This is a genomic window from Cyclobacterium sediminis (assembly GCF_054781075.1).
On record NZ_BAAGVC010000018.1, the window covers coordinates 97,129 to 115,478 of the forward strand.

Genomic DNA, 18,350 nt, shown 5'->3' on the forward strand with positions numbered 1-18,350 from the left:
ATACAACTTTAAACTCATTTCAGTATAGATACACCATTAGCCCTCAGCAAATAAAAAGCTCAGTCAATCTTTCTAAGATAGGATATTTATTAATCAGGGTAGTCACCACTAGTGCAACAAGCATTAATTTCAAATAAAAAAGATACAGCAAAACATTTAATATTAATTGATGAAGAAGATTAATAAATGATCGGTACAAGATCCTTCTAGGGATCTGATAAATTGAAAAGATTAAATACCGACCTGTTTATAGTAGAAATATATTACCAATAAATGAACTAGTTTAATATTTCTCAAATACTGCCTATTATTTAGATTTTTTAATATCTTTATAATCCAAATCTTTAATAAATCTATATTATGAAAAAACTTATCGCATTCCTTGTCCCGTTTTTGATAACGGGCATCTCCTTTGGGGAAGAAATTAAGCCCGAAGTCCTGGATTTTAATTCAGCACTGATTGAGGCCCAATTTTCAGATCTTGATCAACTGGAAGAATATGTTCTTTCTAATGAAGGGGTCACATTGAAAGAAGTGATTGCTCAAAACAATGGTTTGAATGTAAACCTTGATGCAGACATGTTGAACAACTTTGCTGTAAATGCAGGTGACCACCCAGTGGCCGGCATACCCTCTTTCCTTTGGGGATGTGTATTGGGCCCCATAGGTGTAGCCATTGTACATTTAGATGCTGAAGACAAAGATCAAACTAGAAAAGCAATTTGGGGTTGTGTAACCTTAGGTGGTGTTTATGCCCTCTTATATATTGCTTCCTTAGTATTTACTTTCTCCGCTTATCCATTTTAATGAGTATCCTTCTGAAAAAACCTATACTAATACTACTGATATTAACACTGTTGCCCGAAATTAATTTTGGGCAACAGTTTTTTAGAATAAGTGCCGACTTTTCAATCAAGGAAAAAATTGCAGATGGGACTTCCAGATTAATTATGGGGAAGGTCTATTATGATCTTTCGGCAGAAAAAATAATTTATGACATTTCCTTTCCTGAACCGGAAACTTGGGTTTTAAAGGACACTACCTTGTATCGATTTCAATCCAATGAATTATTGGACAAAACATCTTCTTTTATTATCCCTGCCTCTTCTTTTTTCCACTTTACCTTGTCCGGACAATTGGCCAATTTCGGGTTAAAAAATAGTGGTTATACCATTATAGATGTGTCCAAAAAAGAAGAACAAATTTTAACCACCTGGGAACCACAAGAAGAAAAAGTGAAAAGCTCCTTGGGTCAGGTTATCATGTCAAATTCGGACAAAAAATTACAAGCCATAGCTTTTTATAATCCCAACAATGAATTGTTAAGCAAGCAATTTTACAAAAATTATATTAATGTTTCAGGTTGTGAAGTCCCAACAGAAATCACCCAAATAAATTATCATGAGAAGGGACAAAATTACCAGATCACTTCTTATAAAAATGTGGTTATCAATGAAAAAGGAAATGAAGTTATTTACGATTACATGCTTCCTGATCTTTAGTTGTATTGGAGTAACCTTAGCTCAATCCAATAATGAAGTGTTGGCATACAAAGATTTACTGGCTGAAAAAAAGAAGAAAGTTCATTATAAAGCAGCTGATGAAAACAAGAATGAGATTGAAACCGTATTCTCGGGATTGTTCAAGGTTTACAAGAATTTTATCTCTTCTCAAGATGGATCAAATTGTGTGTTCTACCCCTCATGCTCTGAATACGGCTTATTGGCAGTGAAAAAATATGGGGTGTTGCTAGGGACAGCAAATACAATGGATAGGTTGACAAGGTGCAATGGTTTAAGCCCTGAAAAATATGCTTGGACAGAAGACCGAACCTTAATGATAGACGAATTGAAATGAAGTATTTGTTAGCAGTAATCGTACTGCCCTTGTTTGCTCTCTCCGGTTATAGTCAAAATTTATACGATTTCGATAATTCAGCAGCTTTTGCAAGTTATCTAAGGCAAACCAATCAATATGACCTTGCCATTCCCGAATATGAAAGGCTTTTATTCATGAAACCGGGCAATTTATCTTTGGAAAAAGACTTATTAACAGTTTATTGGGAAGCAGAATTATGGGAAACAGGAATAACCAGGGCTATAAATCTTTACCCAAATGAAAATAATATGCCGAGTGAACTGGCTTTTGAATACTTGGCTTTGCTATTTAAAAACAAGCAGTTCAATGAGGCAAAATCTTTTTCAGAAAATAATTCCAATCTCAAAGCCCAAGAGCGATATTTTTATTCCGGCACCACTGATGCCCTGAGATTTCAATGGAAATCTGCCTATGAAAACTACAGTCTGCTTGAAAACAGTAATTTTCAGTCTGCTCAAAAATACATGGAAATATCTAGGCTAGCTCTTGAAGAAAAAAGAAAAAGCCCTGCACTGGCAGCAGTAATGTCCACCATCATTCCAGGTTCAGGGAAAATTTATACCGGAGATTGGAAGGATGGCTTAGTAGCACTTCTTTTTGTTGGCACCACTGCATGGCAAGCTCAAAGAGCCTTCCAAAAACAAGGTGTAAAAAGTGTCAGAGGATGGATCTTTGCCTCTATCTCTTTTGGCTTCCATATTGGTAATATTTTTGGATCACACAAGTCTGCAAAATTGATTAATCTTAAAAAGGATGAATTCCATCAAAATAAAATCGAGCATCTATTTTACTCTAATTTTTAGCTTTTGTTGCCTTGCGCCGTTTTTGAGCTATGCCCAATCCATTCATCAAACATTCGATTTTGGGCGGCAACTCATGCAATTGAATCAACCTGAAAAAGCCATCGCAGCCTTTCAGCGTGTACTGTTTTTTGGGGATGAAGATTTTCAACAAAAAGTATTTCCAAATATTGCTGAGTGCTATTTTTTACTGGGTAATTATTCCTCAGCGGCTAGGTATTATGATCTCGCCTACTTTGCGGCAACTACTGATACGGCCAAAACAGATTTTACTTTTAAAAAAATTGAAAGCCTCATTCGAGAAAAATCATTTCTTTTCGCCAAAGTAGAAATATTAAACTTACCTGATAAACTGGCTCCCCCTTTAGCCAAGAAAAAAAGCCTCTACGAGGGCATTATTTACTATGGTTTAGGCGATTACGAAGCCTCAAAAGAAAGTTTTTTAATCCTTGTATCGGAAGAAAATCAAAAAAAGGCCGTATTGGAGTCCTTTTCTAAACTTAAAAAGGTGGAAAAGATAAATCCCAAAAAAGCCAGAGTGATGAGTATGATTATCCCGGGTTTGGGACATATTTATGCCGGAGATGTAAGAAATGGGATAAACTCATTGTTGCTTAATGGGGGCTTTGCTTACCTTACTTTACAGACCATGTTTAATTATTCTTTATGGGATGCTGCAATTTCTATATTGCCTTGGTACCAAAGGTATCATATGGGTGGATACAATCGGGCAGAAGAAGCTGCTCATGAAAAAATACGAAACAAGACAGCGGAAATTTTCGAGGAAATTATTGTGACAGTGGCCTTTGCTCAATCTAGCACCCGAAACAAATAAGACAAAGAAAACTCCAGTTGGGTAAAATTCAGGTCAAAAATTCTTTCTTGAGCTTCGGGGTTTCCAAATTCATAAGAGTACCTTACTTCACCCTGAATGGTATGATTGCCAAATAACTTAGACAAACCTACCCCTGCAGTAAGTCCATACATTAATTTTCTGGGCTTATCCCCTTCCTGTCCATAGGTGGGGATTACGAGGTCGCCTTCTATTACCCTTAGCTCATCATCTACATTCATTAAATAACCCAGATGCGGTCCTATCTTAATATGAAAGCGTCCGGAATTACCCAAATAGAAATTAGATAAAATAGGAACTTTCAAATAATTGAAACTGGTTTTATTGCCGGTATTGATGGTATCTGTAGCATGATAGCCGGTAGTCAAAAGCTGAAATTCTATTTGTCCTCCTGCATTTTTCTCAAAAAATTGTTCTATGACCAAGGAATAACTTGGAGCCCTAAAACCAGTAACATCTCTGGGATAAGTTCCCAGAGATGTCCTGTATGTTGCACTTGACTGAGTATATCCGGCTTTTATACCAATGCTAGTCTGGGCAACTAATTCCCCAGAAAAAATGCTCACAAGAAATAATAGGATAAAGGAAGGTTTCATAAGGTGATAATCGGACTGCTGACTCAAATCTAATGGGCCATTAACCTATTTTTTCTTCTCTTCTATATCTTCTTCCCTATCTCTCAATTTCTTGTCATCCACATTTTTGTTCAAAAACGCATTGATTTTATCAATAGAAAATGAGCTTGAAATCTCTCCAAATGAATTAATATTCATTTTGAAGCCTTCCAATTCTTCATTTACTTTTGGAATATCTTTCTTTTTTGAATTTTTTGCCATGACTCAAGGGGTTTAGGTATGTTTTGTGCCAGTTAAGAGGCTTTTATATTCTCTAACGCAAAATCTATTCTTAAGATTAGTTCCTCTTTACCTAATATTTCAAATATCTGCATAAGGTCCGGACCTGCGCCTACTCCGGTAATGGCAAGTCTTACGGCTTGCATTATTTTTCCTAACTTTATTTCTTTCTCCTCCGCAGTTTCTCCCAACATGGTTTTGGCCACCTCGGCGGTAAGCTCAATAGAATTAGCTTTAAGTTTATCCCTAAATGCAGTTAGCACGATCACAACATTCTCATTCCACTTTTTATTCACGATGCGTTCATCAAACTCCTTTGGTGCAAACACCATAAATCGACCTTCTTTCCAAAGGTCTGCGGGAAAAGTAGCCCTTTCTTTCATTAGAGAAACTATCTTTTCAGCCTTTTCTTTACTTATTGTTACATTTTCTTTTGCAATATCCGCTAGTAAATAATCAGACAATGCTGCGTTACTCTTCTTTCTAAGGTACTGTTCATTGTACCATTTAGCTTTATTTATATCAAATTTAGTGCCCGACTTACCTATACGTTCTATGGAAAAAGCTTCAATCAATTCTTCAACCGTAAACATTTCACGTTGGTCCCCGGGATTCCAACCCAAAAAGGCAAGGAAATTTAAAAAGGCATCGGCCAAATAACCCGCTTCCTTAAATCCGTCTACCAACTCTCCATTTTCAGGACTAGTCCAATTTAATGGAAAAATTGGGAAACCATGTTTCTCAGCATCTCGCTTAGACAATTTGCCATTGCCATCAGGCTTCAGTAATAATGGAAGGTGAGCAAATTGGGGCATAGAATCTTCCCAGCCCAAGAATTTATACAACAAAACATGAAGTGGAGCAGAAGGCAGCCATTCTTCACCACGGATGACATGTGTTATTCCCATTAAATGATCATCTACAATATTGGCCAAATGATAGGTAGGCATGCCATCTGATTTCATCAGTACTTTATCATCCAATGAGTTGGAGTGCACCATGACCCAGCCACGAACCATGTCATTTAACCTAACCTCTTCTTTCCTTGGGATTTTGATACGTATCACATAAGGATCACCTGATTCCAAACGCGCTTTCACCTCGTCCGCAGGCAAAGTAAGGGAGTTTTTCATCTGAGTTCTGGTGATGGAATTGTACTGCGGAGATACCACCCTTGCAGCAGTAAGGCGCTTTCTCATTTCATCCAGCTCATCAGGAGTATCAAATGCATAATACGCATGACCTTGATCCAATAAGTATTGGGCATATTCCATGTACATAGGCTTCCGCTCAGATTGCCTGTATGGGCCAACTTCTCCAGGCTTCCATGGACTTTCATCAGGAGTAATTCCTATCCATTCCAATGAATTCTTTATGTACTCTTCGGCTCCCGGTACATACCTGTTTTGATCCGTGTCTTCAATCCTTAACAAAAATTTTCCGCCATTCTTTTTGGCAAAAAGATAATTGTACAATGCAGTTCTTACACCGCCTATATGTAAAGCTCCAGTTGGTGATGGAGCAAATCTAACGCGTACTTCCTTACTCATAAAACAGCAATAAATTTCAATTTAAGTGGGCAAAGATAATCAATAATAAACGAAATTGGCTGAATCTAGCCCAAAGTATTGCCAATGTTAGGCAGATCCAAAACTATAAATCACTGTTCGATGTTTAAATAGCCTAACATGCCGAAAAGTGTATCCCATAATGATCCCTCTCAAGCAGAAATGTTTCGCCTAATTAAAATTTTTGGCCTAGCATCCCTTGCCTTGGTACTAATCCTTTCTTTTTTCGATGGGCATAGGGCCAACAATTCTGGAGAAGACCCTACTTTTACGATTAAAGATGCAGGTCTTTTGTTCTTCTATAATGTCCGAAGAATTGATTATCGTACCAAGCGATTGGCTGAAGCCAAACTGGAAATTTATACCCACAAATCCTTTCAAAAAGACAGCACCTTTAACACCGTCCGTTTAGACATCATTGTCAATAAAAACAATCAAACGGCCTTTCTGTTCTTAAAATCTCAGGGAAATTACTTGGACAGGAAAATGCTTTTAAGAAACGGTGAGGGTCAAAAGCAAGATCACTTAACCCTGCTGCCAAATGCTTCCAACAGGCAAACGCACTTGGAAAATGCAAGAACAATTGGCTATTGGCTCCAACAAGAGTCAGGTACTGTACAGGTATTATCGGAAAATAAATGGCTACCCTTATTTGAAGGGGAAAGAGAAAAACAGGCATTTTTACATACCTTAAATGACTTTCTAAAAATTACGGGCCGGCAATGATTTGGTAAATGAAATGTAAAGAACCTTTATGTATGCCCAGCAAATAGCTTCTTTATCCTGAATTGCGAATGGCAACAAATTTTATTAATTTAAATAACTTTTTAAATAAAAAGACCTATTCTATTGACCCAAAGTGACGACCTATGGAATTAAAAAGAATCGACAATATCTGGCATTTCTTTGCAACCCAGAATCAATTGTTTCTGAAAAAAGAAATTGATACAAGGGTGCTTTATGTATTTAAAAAAAATAAGATCAAACTATTGCATTCCTTTAACCCAAACTTTACAGCACATTCAAATTTAAGCATTGGTCCGGAAAACTTTGAAATGGCTGTGGAAACCTATGCTGCCAGCCAAAAAAGATTTGGTCTTCCCTCTCCTGTTAATCTACAGCAACGTATATTTTTCCCTAAGGAATTACTTGTTTTATCCTCTAGATTTTCTTTCGTAGTAGAAAAAGATCGATTTAAAAACATTAGGGTTACGCTGGAACCATTTATTCCAAAAACCATCAAAGATACCAGCTCCCCTATTAACCTTATTTGTGAAACCCTTTGGTCCTTCAGGTACTTCTCAAATACCATCAAAAACTAAAGTGAGGAGGCTATTTTTAATAAAATTTAAGAAAAATAAAATTTTACCAAGGGATACTTTTTAACTTTGAGCATGAACAATACCAAAGAAGAAAATAACTTTCCAATATTTACAATGGCCAACCGAGGCATCCTGCTTTTATGCGGTATTTATACCATTGCATGGGCCGGACTTTTTAAATGGTTTGGCCCTGCTTTATTTTCTTGGCTAGCCATGCAAAGCGATTTCGACACCATGATGAATACCGGATGGTATGGAACAATAGGAATCATTGCCGGTGTACTCCTCTTTCTTTCCGCTTTCTATCCTGTAAGCTGGATTTATCTATTAGCAATTGGTCTTACCGGGAAACTTATTTCCATCATTTCTTTTCTATTGGTTTATTTGCCAAATTTGGAATGGAACAAAAGAATTGGATTTCATTTATTCTTCAATGAGTCACTATTTTTACTCCTAATAGCAGCAATGCTCTGGAAAGCATGGAAAGTAAAAAAGTACTTGGCAACGCTCCCTGATTAAGAAACTAAATTAAGCTTTTTTCAATTGCTATTTCTCTGTCTTATCAAACCAATAGGGATGGGTTAATTGAAACAAAAAAGCCAACCCTATTGGATTGACTCCAACTATAGAATAAGGATTAACAAAAGAATAATAATTATGGCGCCGGTAGAAATGTACACTCCTCCCCCTAAACCTTTTGACTCCTTATTTATCTCTCTTAATTCTTTTCGGACTTCCTTTCTTTCACTTTTTTCCATAGAACTAAAATCCATGGCCTTGATTTCCAAAAAGCGATTTTCCAACTGATCCAATCTTGCTTGGTCTTCAGGACTTAACTCTTTCTTGTTGGGTTCCGGACCTTCCTCTTTGGCAATGGCTGAGGGAACAAACGAGACAAAGAGCATCAATACGGACAAAGAATAGGCAATTTTTTTCATTTTATATAATTTGGATTAAACATTAACTTTTCATCCAAGTCTAACAATGTTAAACCGATGAAAAATATTTAATACCAATAATCTTACCAATTTTATCAAATTGCACAGCCAAACTTAGGCTGGTAAATAAACTTTTTATCAAGGAAACAATAGTTTCAAACCTTTTTGATATTATTTGGGTGCTTTGCCACTTATTAGTAAAACAGCTCAAGTGGTAACAAGTCTCTTGGGGATTCCGGCTTAAAATTCATTAACTTGGATTAAATTTGTTGGTATATTTGCTCTCCATACGAAGCGTGAAAATCAAAAACTTACCTGAAAATGTCTAAAGGCGATAAAAAATTATTCTTACTGGACGCTATGGCTCTGATTTACAGGGCTCATTTTGCTTTCAGCAAAAATCCAAGAATCAATAGCAAAGGATTAAATACAGGAGTCATGTTGGGTTTTACCAACACCTTGTTGGAAATCTTAGATAAAGAAAAACCCTCACATATAGCTGTAGTTTTTGACACCCCGGCACCCACCTTTAGACACAAGCAATTTGAGGCATACAAAGCCAATAGACAAGAACAGCCAGAGGACATCAGCATAGGTATCCCATGGGTCAAACAAATCGTAAAGGCCTTCAACATTCCTACCCTTGAATTGAACGGTTATGAGGCCGATGATATCATAGGCACCCTTGCAAAGCAAGCTGAAAAAAGTTCTTATACTGTATACATGATGACCCCGGATAAAGATTACGGGCAACTGGTAGACGATCATATTTTCCTTTATAAACCTGCTTTTATGGGTAATGCTGTAGATGTGATGGGCCCCAAAGAGATTTGTGAAAAATGGGACATAGAAAACGTTGATCAGGTTAGAGATATTTTGGGTTTGATGGGTGATGCTGTAGACAATATTCCCGGAATACCGGGAATTGGAGCCAAAACAGCAGTAAAGCTACTCAAGCAATTTGGAAGCGTAGAGGAGCTGGTTAAGAACACCGACCAATTGAAAGGCAAGCAAAAGGAGAATGTCGAAAAATATGGGGAGCAGGGAATATTGTCTAAGGAGTTGGCGACCATTATCCAAGATGTGCCCATTGAATACCATGCGGATGATTTTACTGTTGAGCCTCCGGATGAAGAAAACCTCAAGGCCCTTTTTGCAGAACTTGAATTCAAAACTTTGACAAAAAGAGTTTTTGGTGAGGGTGTTAAAAAGTCAAAGGTAAAAGTAGACGAACAATTGGGTTTGTTTACAGGGAATGATAGCAAGGCAGATACAACTACTGAAATTGCTGAGCAAGCCCCTCCCATCACGGAGACAGAAGCGCTGGACACCATATTCAGTCGCCCTCATGATTATCATAAGGTAGAAGGAGAGGCAGCCATAGCCGACCTGGTGGAATACTTATTGAAGCAAAAAGAGCTATGCTTTGACACCGAAACCACCTCCCTCAATCCCAATAATGCCCTATTGGTAGGGATTTCCTTTGCTTATATTAGTTCAGAAGCTTACTATATCCCTTTTCCTAAGGATAAAGAAAAGGTAAATGCTATTTTGACTCAACTACGGCCGGTATTCGAAGCAGAACATATTTTGAAGATTGGGCAAAACATCAAATATGACATCTTGGTATTGATGAACTATGGTATTGCTGTCAAAGGAAAGCTTTATGATACCATGTTGGCGCATTACCTTATAGAGCCCGAAGGGAAACATTCCATGGACTGGTTGGCGGAGCAATACCTTAACTATAAGCCTGTTTCTATAGAAAGTCTTATTGGTAAAAAAGGTAAAAACCAAGGCAATATGGGAGATGTGGATCCGGATGAAGTGGCCCCTTATGCCTCTGAGGATGCAGACATTACCCTTCAATTAAAAACCAAGTTCGATCCAATCATCAAAGAAAACAAACTGGAAAAGCTTTTATTGGAAGTAGAGAGTCCTTTGATCGATGTTTTGGCAGCCATGGAGTTTGAGGGAGTTAAAATAGACACGGAAAGCTTAAAAGAAATGTCCTTATCCTTGGAAAAGGAAAGCAAAGAAATTGAAGCCAAGGTTTATGAAATGGCAGGAGAAACCTTTAACCTTGCTTCCCCTAAACAGCTTGGAGAAGTACTTTTTAACAAACTCAAATTGGATGCAAAAGCCAAGAAGACCAAAACCGGTCAATACGCTACCGGGGAAGAGGTGCTTAGCAAACTGGCCGGAGAGCATGAAATTGCACAGGCCATTCTGGACTTCAGGCAGATGGTAAAACTTAAGTCTACTTATGTAGATGCCCTTCCTGCTTTAATCAATCCCAAAACCAATAGAATCCACACCACTTACAATCAATTTGTGGCAGCTACTGGTAGACTCTCATCCATCAACCCCAACCTTCAGAATATCCCTATCCGTACAGAAAGAGGTAGAGAAATAAGGAAAGCCTTTGTTCCCAGGGACGAAAACCACCTTATCCTCGCAGCAGATTATAGTCAAATTGAGTTGCGAATAATGGCTGCATTCTCTCAGGACGACTCAATGATAGAGGCATTTAAACAAGGCCGTGACATCCATGCCACCACTGCTGCTAAAATTTTCCAGGTTCCGCTGGAGGAAGTTTCCGGAGACATGCGGAGAAAAGCCAAAACGGCCAATTTTGGAATCATTTATGGTATTTCTGCCTTTGGCTTGTCCCAGCGACTAAAAATCCCCAGAGGGGAGGCCAAAGAGATTATAGATGCCTACTTCAAAGAATTCCCCGCTGTAAAGGCTTATATGGACGAATGCATTGAAAAAGCACGAAAAAATGAATACGTGGAAACCATCCTGGGTAGAAGACGATACTTGCGAGACATCAATAGCAGAAATGCTACCATGAGAGGCTTTGCTGAAAGAAATGCCATCAATGCCCCCATTCAAGGTTCTGCTGCAGACATGATTAAATTAGCCATGATCCATGTGCAAAATTGGATGATTAAGGAAAAACTAAAATCCAAAATGATACTTCAGGTTCATGATGAATTGGTTTTTGATGCACACAAGGATGAAGTAGACCTTTTGAAAAAAGAAATCCCTCAACTTATGGGCAATGCCATTAAAATTGAAGTGCCACTGGAAGTGGAAGTAGGGGTGGGAAAAGATTGGTTGGAAGCACATTGATAACCTATCAGCGAACAACAGCATTTATAAGAATGAATCAGTAAAAGCTCAAAAAAAATATCTGTGGCTAAAATAAAGACTTCCTTTTTTTGTCAAAATTGCGGTGTAGAAAGCCCAAAATGGACCGGAAAATGCCCTTCCTGTGGTGAATGGAACACTTTTGTGGAAGAGGTCGTACAGAAAGAAGAAGCCCAAAGAGGGAGCTGGAAAGCAAATAATAAAAGCACTAAAAAGGCCAATCAACCCAAAACGCTGGGAGAAATAACTTTTGAAGAACAAGCTCGCTTGATTACAGGAGATATTGAGCTAGACCGGGTGCTGGGTGGAGGAATCGTACCCGGCTCTTTGGTGCTTATCGGTGGAGAACCGGGTATAGGGAAATCCACATTGATGTTGCAAATCGCACTAATGCTTTCAAAAACCAAGGTGCTGTATGTTTCAGGTGAAGAAAGTGAAACGCAAATTAAAATGCGAAGTGATAGGATGCAACACCATTCAGAATCTTGTTATGTACTTTCAGAAACTAAAACCCAACAAATATTTCAGCAAATAGAATTGCTCAAACCGGAACTTCTGGTCATAGACTCCATACAAACGCTCCATAGCCAATATGTGGAATCCGCTGCCGGCTCAGTTAGCCAAGTGAGGGAATGTACGGCTGAATTGATGAAATTTGCTAAGGAAACGGGAACCCCCGTCTTTTTAATCGGACATATTACCAAAGATGGCACGATCGCCGGTCCTAAGATCCTTGAGCATATGGTAGATACTGTCCTGCAGTTTGAAGGAGACAGGCATTTAAGTTATAGAATCCTCCGCACCTCCAAAAATAGATTTGGATCTACCAATGAATTGGGCATCTATGAAATGCATGCCAACGGACTTAGGCCTGTTACCAACCCTTCAGAGATATTGATGACCCAAAGAGAAGAGCAATTAAACGGCGTGGCGATTGGCGCCATGCTGGAAGGGAATAGACCTCTGCTAATTGAAATTCAATCACTGGTCAGCCCGGCCACTTATGGCACTCCTCAGCGGAGCAGTACAGGACATGATGCCAAGCGGTTAAATATGTTGCTGGCAGTATTGGAAAAAAGAGGTGGCATGCGCTTGGGGCAGCAAGATGTGTTTTTAAATATTGCTGGTGGCTTGAGGGTGGATGACCCGGGGCTTGATTTGGCTGTGGTGGCTTCTATCATTTCATCCTATGAAGACAAAGCGATCGATCCGGGGATTTGTTTTGCCGGAGAAATTGGCTTGGGTGGTGAGGTAAGGGCAGTTAATAGAATTGAAAACCGAATCGCGGAAGCGGCTAAAATGGGATTCAAAAAAATCATGCTTTCCAGATATGCCATTAAAGGGCTGGAATTAAGCAAATACCCTATAGAAGTGCTTGCTGTAAGTAAATTGGAAGAAATGTACCGACATATATTTCTATAGTCGGTACATGATGATTTCGTTTTTCTTTATATTATTCAACAGCCCTAAAGAGGGTCTTTTCTTAAAAAAAACTATTTTATTCAGGTTTCTTAGCACCAAAAGCTGCAAAGCAACAATTTTTATGGAGCACCTCTATGCCGGTAAACCCTACTTTTTCCATGAGATTAAGTTGAAAAAGCAAAGATCTTGGGCTGTCTTCTTTTTCTATATACGCAAATACATCTTTTCGGTATTCAGGTCCTTTGAGCTTTTCCAAATAGCTACCATACCAATACCACATCATTTCCTGAATTTCAGGAACATCATGGTGCACCAAATCTGATATCCAAAATGTACCACCGGGTGCCAGCAGGCTAAAAATCTTTTTAAAGGTTTTTTCCCAATCCTTTTCTTCTCTAAGGTGGTGCAGCACTGCAGCAGCCACAATTATATCATATTTCCCTTCTTCTAACTTTGCGTGCCGTAGGTCTCCTTGGATGGTATTTACCTGTCCTGTTGTTGCCCATGTCACCCTGTCTTTGGCTTTGGTTAGCATGGGCTTACTTAAATCCAGCAAATCACTATTAATCTGGGGGAAATTTTCCAAAATCTTTAGACTTAGGTTTCCGGCACCACAGCCAATATCCAATAAATTTTTGGCTTTTGGGTTTGAAACTTTGGTCGCATGTGCTATCAAATTCATACACAATGGAGCATCCATTGTCGCTTGTTGGCCTGTGTCTAAATTGGAAAAACGTTCTACATCTTGATCAAATCTTTCTTTAATTTCCTTTACACTAGACTTGTGTTGCATGGTCTATTTTTTAGGGGTTTATTTAAACTAAACATTCTTGATTTTAGCCATTAAAAGCTACAATAACAACATTTTTTCAACATTCTACAAATCCAAAAGGAAAACAAGACCCCATATATACCTGTATATGAACATTTTAAATCTTACAACTTTTTATCGAATCAATTGCCAAAAAGAAAAATCTTCTTCTTCCAACATTACAACTTGACCATTTACTATGGCAATCTTTCGCTCTCCTTCCTCGGTCAGATAAAACAATGGAGGTTCATCTAAAGTAGTAGTAAAGTTTGGCTCATTTCCTTCCGTAAACACCACAATGGGCAATTGGTGGACTTGCCCTTGGTTGGCTTTATTAGTTGCAACAGCTAAATAACCTTCTGAAAGTAGATCCATGGCCTTCCCTTGAGTCAACTTTTCCATAGGAATTTCCTCTTTCCAAATTTTTCCTTTCTCCAAAACCATACCACTTGCATCAATTTCTTTGTATCCATGATAAACCGATAAATCTCCCCAATCCACAATATTACCTTTCATTAGAATTAGGCTATCAAGGAATCGCTCACTACTTTTAATTCCTATATCGGTACGATAACTATTATCACCGGCCACAGTTTCTACATTTCTAATCAACAAGTCCATCAGCTTGGAATCATTTTCAGGAATCGCTATGTACTGTTCCTCTGTGTATTTAAGGTAATTTTCTGTGGCAATACCATACAAGGCATCCAATAAAATCATAAAATTTAACTGACGAATAAATTGCTTTTCGGGATCCCCGGGATAAGCTCCAGATTCAATCAATATAGTGCTCGTCCCCCACTTCTGGATATTGTCACCAAAAGCCCTGGGTTCAAAACTATCGTCATATTTACCTACCTGCCCCGGAATAAGTTGCTGCAACAAGCGGTTCATTCCAACAATCACCTTCATGGCCTTACTTCTCACAGCATTCACTTCTCTTGCTTTATTATAAGCTGGAGCTAGAAAACTAATGGTGGCCGGAAGAGAACTCCCCTCCACATTATAATACCTGTTCTGATCGTGCAGATTAAAGCCAAAATCGGGACTAAATTCATCCCTTGCCTTTTTCAGAATGATGCCTTCAGGGCTGCTTTGTCTAACGGCATCCCTGTTGATATCAATTTGCTGTGCATTTCTTCTTTTAAATCTTTCTGCTCCATCGGGATTCAACATGGGAATAAACCGTAGACGCAAATTTTCTCGAATTGCCTGCCGTATAGATTCAAACCCATCTTCTCCTGAACCTTCGAGAAAATTGAAAAGATCAAACAGGGCCATCGTTGCTGTACTTTCATTGCCATGCATCTGGGACCAAAGCAAGACTTTGCGCGCTCCTTCACCAAAGCTAAGTGAATGTATGGGTCTGCCTTCTATAGATTTACCTACCACTTTTGTTTCAAACTGCGCATTTCTATTTGAAATCAGAGGGGCAATATGCTGATAGCCAAAGCGTCTGTTATCAATTGACGGTTCTTTGTATTTCGCAAAAGCACTTTCCAGAATTTCAGGATTAATAGCTGATGGCTTTCCTTCTTTTTCTTGGCAACAGTAAAGGCCAACAGAGAGAAATATAAAAATCACTGGAATTCCTAAGGACGATTTCATTGCTTTACAGAAAATTGGTTACCATGTAAATATGGTGAATTTTAATTAATTTCAAGTTCTGGTTAAACAAACAGCCAAGGTGAAAAATATTTAAACCGCTACCAATATATGAAACTAGAAATTCTTCCTTTTAAATTACCTCTCAAGCATACTTTTACCATTGCTCACCAAAGCAGGGATGTACAAGACACCTTAATTGTTAGGTTAAGCTCCGGAGATAAATATGGGCTGGGGGAATCTACAACCAATCCTTTTTACGGAATATCTCTGAAGAATATGCAGGCATGTTTGGAAGAAACTAAAGCTAAACTTTCCACAATAGATGCCATCCATCCGGAAGAGTTATGGAAAATCGTCAAACCCTTCTTTGAAGGCAATCCATTTGCACAATGTGCGCTGGACATGGCCGCTTGGGACTTGTATGCAAAACAGCAAGGTCAAAAACTGTATGAATTGCTTGATCTTGCCCCACAAAATATACCCATAACCAACTTTACCATTGGTATTGCTCCTGTCAGCAAAATGATAGAAAAAATGAAGGAGCAGCAATGGCCCCTATATAAGATTAAATTGGGCACTGAGCATGACATGGAAATAATTAAGGAGCTTCGAAAACACACAGACTCAGCTTTTAGAATTGATGCCAACTGTGCTTGGAATGCCGAACAGGCAATTGCTTATTCCCATGAACTTGCTGATTTAAATGTTGAATTTATGGAGCAACCCCTTGCTAAAGATGACTTTGAAGGTATGAAAAAAGTTTACCAAGAGAGTGCTTTACCGGTCATAGCAGATGAAAGCTGTATTACCGAAGCTGATGTGGCAAAATGTTATGGATTTTTTCATGGAATCAATGTTAAATTGGTCAAGGCTGGAGGTATTACACCCGGGCTTAGAATGCTTAAGGAGGCGAAGACTCTGGGTATGAAAACAATGGTAGGTTGTATGACAGAGTCCTCAGTTGGAATATCTGCCATCGCTCATATTGCCCCCTTACTTGACTATGTTGACATGGATGGAGCCATGCTTTTGTCGGAAGATATCGCGGATGGAGTTAAAATTTTTGATGACCATGTAACATTTCCCAACAGAAACGGTACAGGTGCCTTACTATTGTAAACCAGCAATTTGCTATGAGCTACTCCTATTTTACTGAGCTTCCGGACAGAAAAATTTATTCTGAAGGGAAAGGCTATCTTCACTTCTGTGGCACTTCTTATCTGGGCATGGGAAGCCATCCGAAATTAAGACAACTACTCGTTGATAGTATATTAAAGCATGGACCAAATCATGGCTCTAGCCGAAATAGCAATGTACAGTTGCCGGTATATGAGACCTTTGAAGCACATTTTGCTGCGGAAGCAGAAGCTGAGGCTGCGGCCCTTCTCAGCAGTGGCTTTATGGCCGGTCAACTTGCCTATAACACTTTAAATCCCATGGTAGATCTCACTTGGACGGCACCAGACACCCATCCGGCCATCAGTAGTGGAATCTCATCGCCAATAGGACTGTCCCATCAAGAATGGCAACAAAAATGCATCGCCAAATCCCATGAATTAATAGGGCAAAAAATTCTTCTCCTTTCCAATGCTGTCAATCCACTAATTCCTGAAATCCATGATTTTGCATGGACAAAATTGCTTTCTCCCAGCAATAAATACTTTTTACTGATAGATGACAGCCATGCATTTGGGCTGCTTGGTAAAGGTATTTACGGCACTTTTGCATTATGGAAAAACCTACCGGTTGAGTTAATGATTTGCGGTTCACTCGGAAAAGCGCTTGCCTTACCTGCAGGAATTATCTTAGGCAATCAATCCCTACTACAAAAAGTAAGAGAAAATGCAGTTTTCCGCACTTCCTCTCCCCCTGCTCCCGCCTTCCTGAATACATTTATTGAAGGCCAGGATATTTATTTTCAACAACAGAAAATCCTGCGCAAACACATGAGCTATATGTACTCCGCCATAGCTAAGGTAGAAGGTTTTAAGATGGTGCCTCAATATCCTGTTATTTCTTTTGAATCTACATCTTGGGTGGATAAATTACACCAAAAAGGGTTTATAGTCTCTTCCTTTCCTTATCCTTCTCCGGACAGCCCACCAATAAATAGAATTATATTGTCCGCCTGGCATCTGCCCACTGATTTGCAAACCCTGGTAAAAGCGGTTGAGGAAATGGTTGATGATTAATTAATAATTGTTAATTTGATAATGGTTAATTGTTAATTAAAAGGATAGCGTAAAGGAGACCATTTTGTTATTACCGATATTGGGTGTTTTCATTAATAATTTATTATTTAAGAATTTATAATTGTTAATTTGGTAATGGTTAATTGTTAATTAAAAGGATAGCGTAAAGGAGGCCATTTTGTTATTCTCTATATCGGGGGTTTTTATTAATGGTTAATAGTTGTTAATGGTTAATTGTTAATGATTTGACTTCGTAAAGGAACCCATTTCGTTATTACCGATATTGGGTGTTTTCATTAACAATTTATAATTAAAGAATTAATAATTGTTAATGTTTAAACTAGAATGAAAGAGAACATTGTTAAATCCAAGAGTTTTACATTCGCTGTCAAAACAGTTAGGATTTATCAATTTTTATGTGAGCAAAGGAAAGAGTTTATTCTTTCAAAACAGCTTTTAAGAAGTGGCACAAGTGTGGGTGCTATGATTCGAGAAAGCGAACATGCTGAGTCCAGAAAAGATTTTATACATAAACTAGCTATTGCCCAAAAAGAAATAAATGAAACCATCTATTGGATCGACCTCCTAAAAGAAACCAATTATCTGAGTGAAGAACAATATATTATCATTTATACTGATGCAATAGAACTAATTAAATTAATTACCAGTATATTAAAAACAACGAAAAATAATGGTTGATAATTAATGATTAATTTGGTAATGGTTAATTGTTAATTAGGGATATCGTAAAGGAACCCATTTTGTTATTACCGATATTGGTTATTTTCATTAATAATTTATAATTTAAGAATTAATATTTGTTAATGGTTAATTGTTAATTAAAAGGATAGCGTAAAGGAGACCATTTTATTATTCTCTATATCGGGGGTTTTTATTAATGGTTAATAGTTGTTAATGGTTAATTATTAATGATTTGACTTCGTAAAG

General features: G+C 38.1%; 19 protein-coding genes. 13 read left to right on the top strand and 6 right to left on the bottom strand.

The features are described 5' to 3' along the window. Positions 1 to 360: 360 nt before the first annotated feature. From ACYVHJ_RS15880 to ACYVHJ_RS15900, 5 genes are all read left to right on the top strand, one after another. Entirely contained in the window at positions 361 to 807 is a 447-nt protein-coding gene (locus ACYVHJ_RS15880; protein WP_460516523.1) for a hypothetical protein, read from the top strand. Further along, positions 807 to 1,502 (top strand): hypothetical protein, encoded by a 696-nt coding sequence (locus ACYVHJ_RS15885; RefSeq protein WP_460516526.1) that lies wholly within the window; start codon positions 807 to 809, stop codon positions 1,500 to 1,502. The genes ACYVHJ_RS15880 and ACYVHJ_RS15885 overlap by 1 nt, the downstream gene beginning before the upstream one ends. Then, positions 1,453 to 1,857 carry a membrane protein insertion efficiency factor YidD gene (gene yidD, locus ACYVHJ_RS15890; RefSeq protein ID WP_460516529.1) on the top strand — a complete coding sequence of 135 codons (405 nt, stop codon included), beginning with the start codon at positions 1,453 to 1,455 and terminating at the stop codon, positions 1,855 to 1,857. The genes ACYVHJ_RS15885 and yidD overlap by 50 nt, the downstream gene beginning before the upstream one ends. Beyond that, positions 1,854 to 2,681 (top strand): tetratricopeptide repeat protein, encoded by an 828-nt coding sequence (locus tag ACYVHJ_RS15895; protein WP_339905886.1) that lies wholly within the window; start codon positions 1,854 to 1,856, stop codon positions 2,679 to 2,681. The genes yidD and ACYVHJ_RS15895 overlap by 4 nt, the downstream gene beginning before the upstream one ends. 73 nt (positions 2,682 to 2,754) lie before the next feature. After that, complete coding sequence (locus ACYVHJ_RS15900) at positions 2,755 to 3,513, top strand: hypothetical protein (RefSeq protein ID WP_460516533.1); 759 nt, start codon at positions 2,755 to 2,757, stop codon at positions 3,511 to 3,513. On the opposite strand, the gene ACYVHJ_RS15905 is transcribed toward ACYVHJ_RS15900, so the two are convergent. The 3 genes from ACYVHJ_RS15905 to gltX are packed head-to-tail and all read right to left on the bottom strand — an operon-like array spanning position 3,489 to position 5,935. Then, on the bottom strand, positions 3,489 to 4,127 hold the full coding sequence (locus ACYVHJ_RS15905) for a porin family protein (protein WP_460516536.1): 639 nt from the start codon (positions 4,125 to 4,127) through the stop codon (positions 3,489 to 3,491). The two genes, ACYVHJ_RS15900 and ACYVHJ_RS15905, sit on opposite strands and share 25 nt — an antisense overlap. Before the next feature lie 45 nt (positions 4,128 to 4,172). Continuing rightward, positions 4,173 to 4,367: a hypothetical protein gene (locus ACYVHJ_RS15910; protein WP_303614068.1), complete on the bottom strand. Its 195-nt coding sequence runs from the start codon at positions 4,365 to 4,367 to the stop codon at positions 4,173 to 4,175. 32 nt (positions 4,368 to 4,399) lie between these two features. Further along, entirely contained in the window at positions 4,400 to 5,935 is a 1,536-nt protein-coding gene (gene gltX, locus ACYVHJ_RS15915) for a glutamate--tRNA ligase (RefSeq protein WP_460516540.1), read from the bottom strand. A gap of 138 nt (positions 5,936 to 6,073) precedes the next feature. On the opposite strand from gltX, the gene ACYVHJ_RS15920 reads away from it, so the two are divergent. From ACYVHJ_RS15920 to ACYVHJ_RS15930, 3 genes are all read left to right on the top strand, one after another. Further along, complete coding sequence (locus tag ACYVHJ_RS15920; protein ID WP_339905561.1) at positions 6,074 to 6,679, top strand: hypothetical protein; 606 nt, start codon at positions 6,074 to 6,076, stop codon at positions 6,677 to 6,679. 143 nt (positions 6,680 to 6,822) lie between these two features. Further along, positions 6,823 to 7,275, top strand: coding sequence for a hypothetical protein (locus tag ACYVHJ_RS15925; protein WP_339903629.1), 453 nt, complete (start codon positions 6,823 to 6,825; stop codon positions 7,273 to 7,275). A 72-nt stretch (positions 7,276 to 7,347) separates the two neighbouring features. Further along, on the top strand, positions 7,348 to 7,794 hold the full coding sequence (locus ACYVHJ_RS15930) for a hypothetical protein (protein WP_339903630.1): 447 nt from the start codon (positions 7,348 to 7,350) through the stop codon (positions 7,792 to 7,794). Positions 7,795 to 7,898: 104 nt separating this feature from the next. Here the strand turns inward: ACYVHJ_RS15930 and ACYVHJ_RS15935 are convergent, their stop codons facing one another. Continuing rightward, positions 7,899 to 8,213 (bottom strand): hypothetical protein, encoded by a 315-nt coding sequence (locus ACYVHJ_RS15935; protein ID WP_339903631.1) that lies wholly within the window; start codon positions 8,211 to 8,213, stop codon positions 7,899 to 7,901. Positions 8,214 to 8,534: 321 nt separating this feature from the next. Here ACYVHJ_RS15935 and polA point away from each other — a divergent pair, with 321 nt between their 5' ends. After that, a complete protein-coding gene (gene polA / locus ACYVHJ_RS15940; protein WP_460516545.1) occupies positions 8,535 to 11,351 on the top strand; it encodes a DNA polymerase I in 2,817 nt (938 codons plus the stop codon). 63 nt (positions 11,352 to 11,414) lie between these two features. Continuing rightward, positions 11,415 to 12,791, top strand: a complete 1,377-nt coding sequence (radA, locus tag ACYVHJ_RS15945) for a DNA repair protein RadA (protein ID WP_460516548.1) — start codon at positions 11,415 to 11,417, stop codon at positions 12,789 to 12,791. 76 nt (positions 12,792 to 12,867) lie between these two features. Here radA and ACYVHJ_RS15950 read toward each other — a convergent pair whose 3' ends face one another. Beyond that, positions 12,868 to 13,584, bottom strand: coding sequence for a class I SAM-dependent methyltransferase (locus ACYVHJ_RS15950; RefSeq protein WP_460516551.1), 717 nt, complete (start codon positions 13,582 to 13,584; stop codon positions 12,868 to 12,870). 153 nt (positions 13,585 to 13,737) lie between these two features. Next, complete coding sequence (locus ACYVHJ_RS15955; protein WP_460516554.1) at positions 13,738 to 15,210, bottom strand: M14 family metallopeptidase; 1,473 nt, start codon at positions 15,208 to 15,210, stop codon at positions 13,738 to 13,740. A 108-nt stretch (positions 15,211 to 15,318) separates the two neighbouring features. Between ACYVHJ_RS15955 and ACYVHJ_RS15960 the strand changes: the two genes are divergently transcribed. The 3 genes from ACYVHJ_RS15960 (at position 15,319) to ACYVHJ_RS15970 (ending at position 18,101) form a co-directional block, all read left to right on the top strand. Further along, the gene (locus tag ACYVHJ_RS15960) at positions 15,319 to 16,329 is read left to right on the top strand and encodes a dipeptide epimerase (RefSeq protein WP_460516557.1); all 1,011 of its coding nucleotides are present in this window, start codon (positions 15,319 to 15,321) and stop codon (positions 16,327 to 16,329) included. A gap of 14 nt (positions 16,330 to 16,343) precedes the next feature. Further along, on the top strand, positions 16,344 to 17,402 hold the full coding sequence (locus tag ACYVHJ_RS15965) for an aminotransferase class I/II-fold pyridoxal phosphate-dependent enzyme (RefSeq protein ID WP_460516560.1): 1,059 nt from the start codon (positions 16,344 to 16,346) through the stop codon (positions 17,400 to 17,402). A 345-nt stretch (positions 17,403 to 17,747) separates the two neighbouring features. Next, the gene (locus ACYVHJ_RS15970; RefSeq protein ID WP_460516563.1) at positions 17,748 to 18,101 is read left to right on the top strand and encodes a four helix bundle protein; all 354 of its coding nucleotides are present in this window, start codon (positions 17,748 to 17,750) and stop codon (positions 18,099 to 18,101) included. Positions 18,102 to 18,350 lie beyond the last annotated feature (249 nt).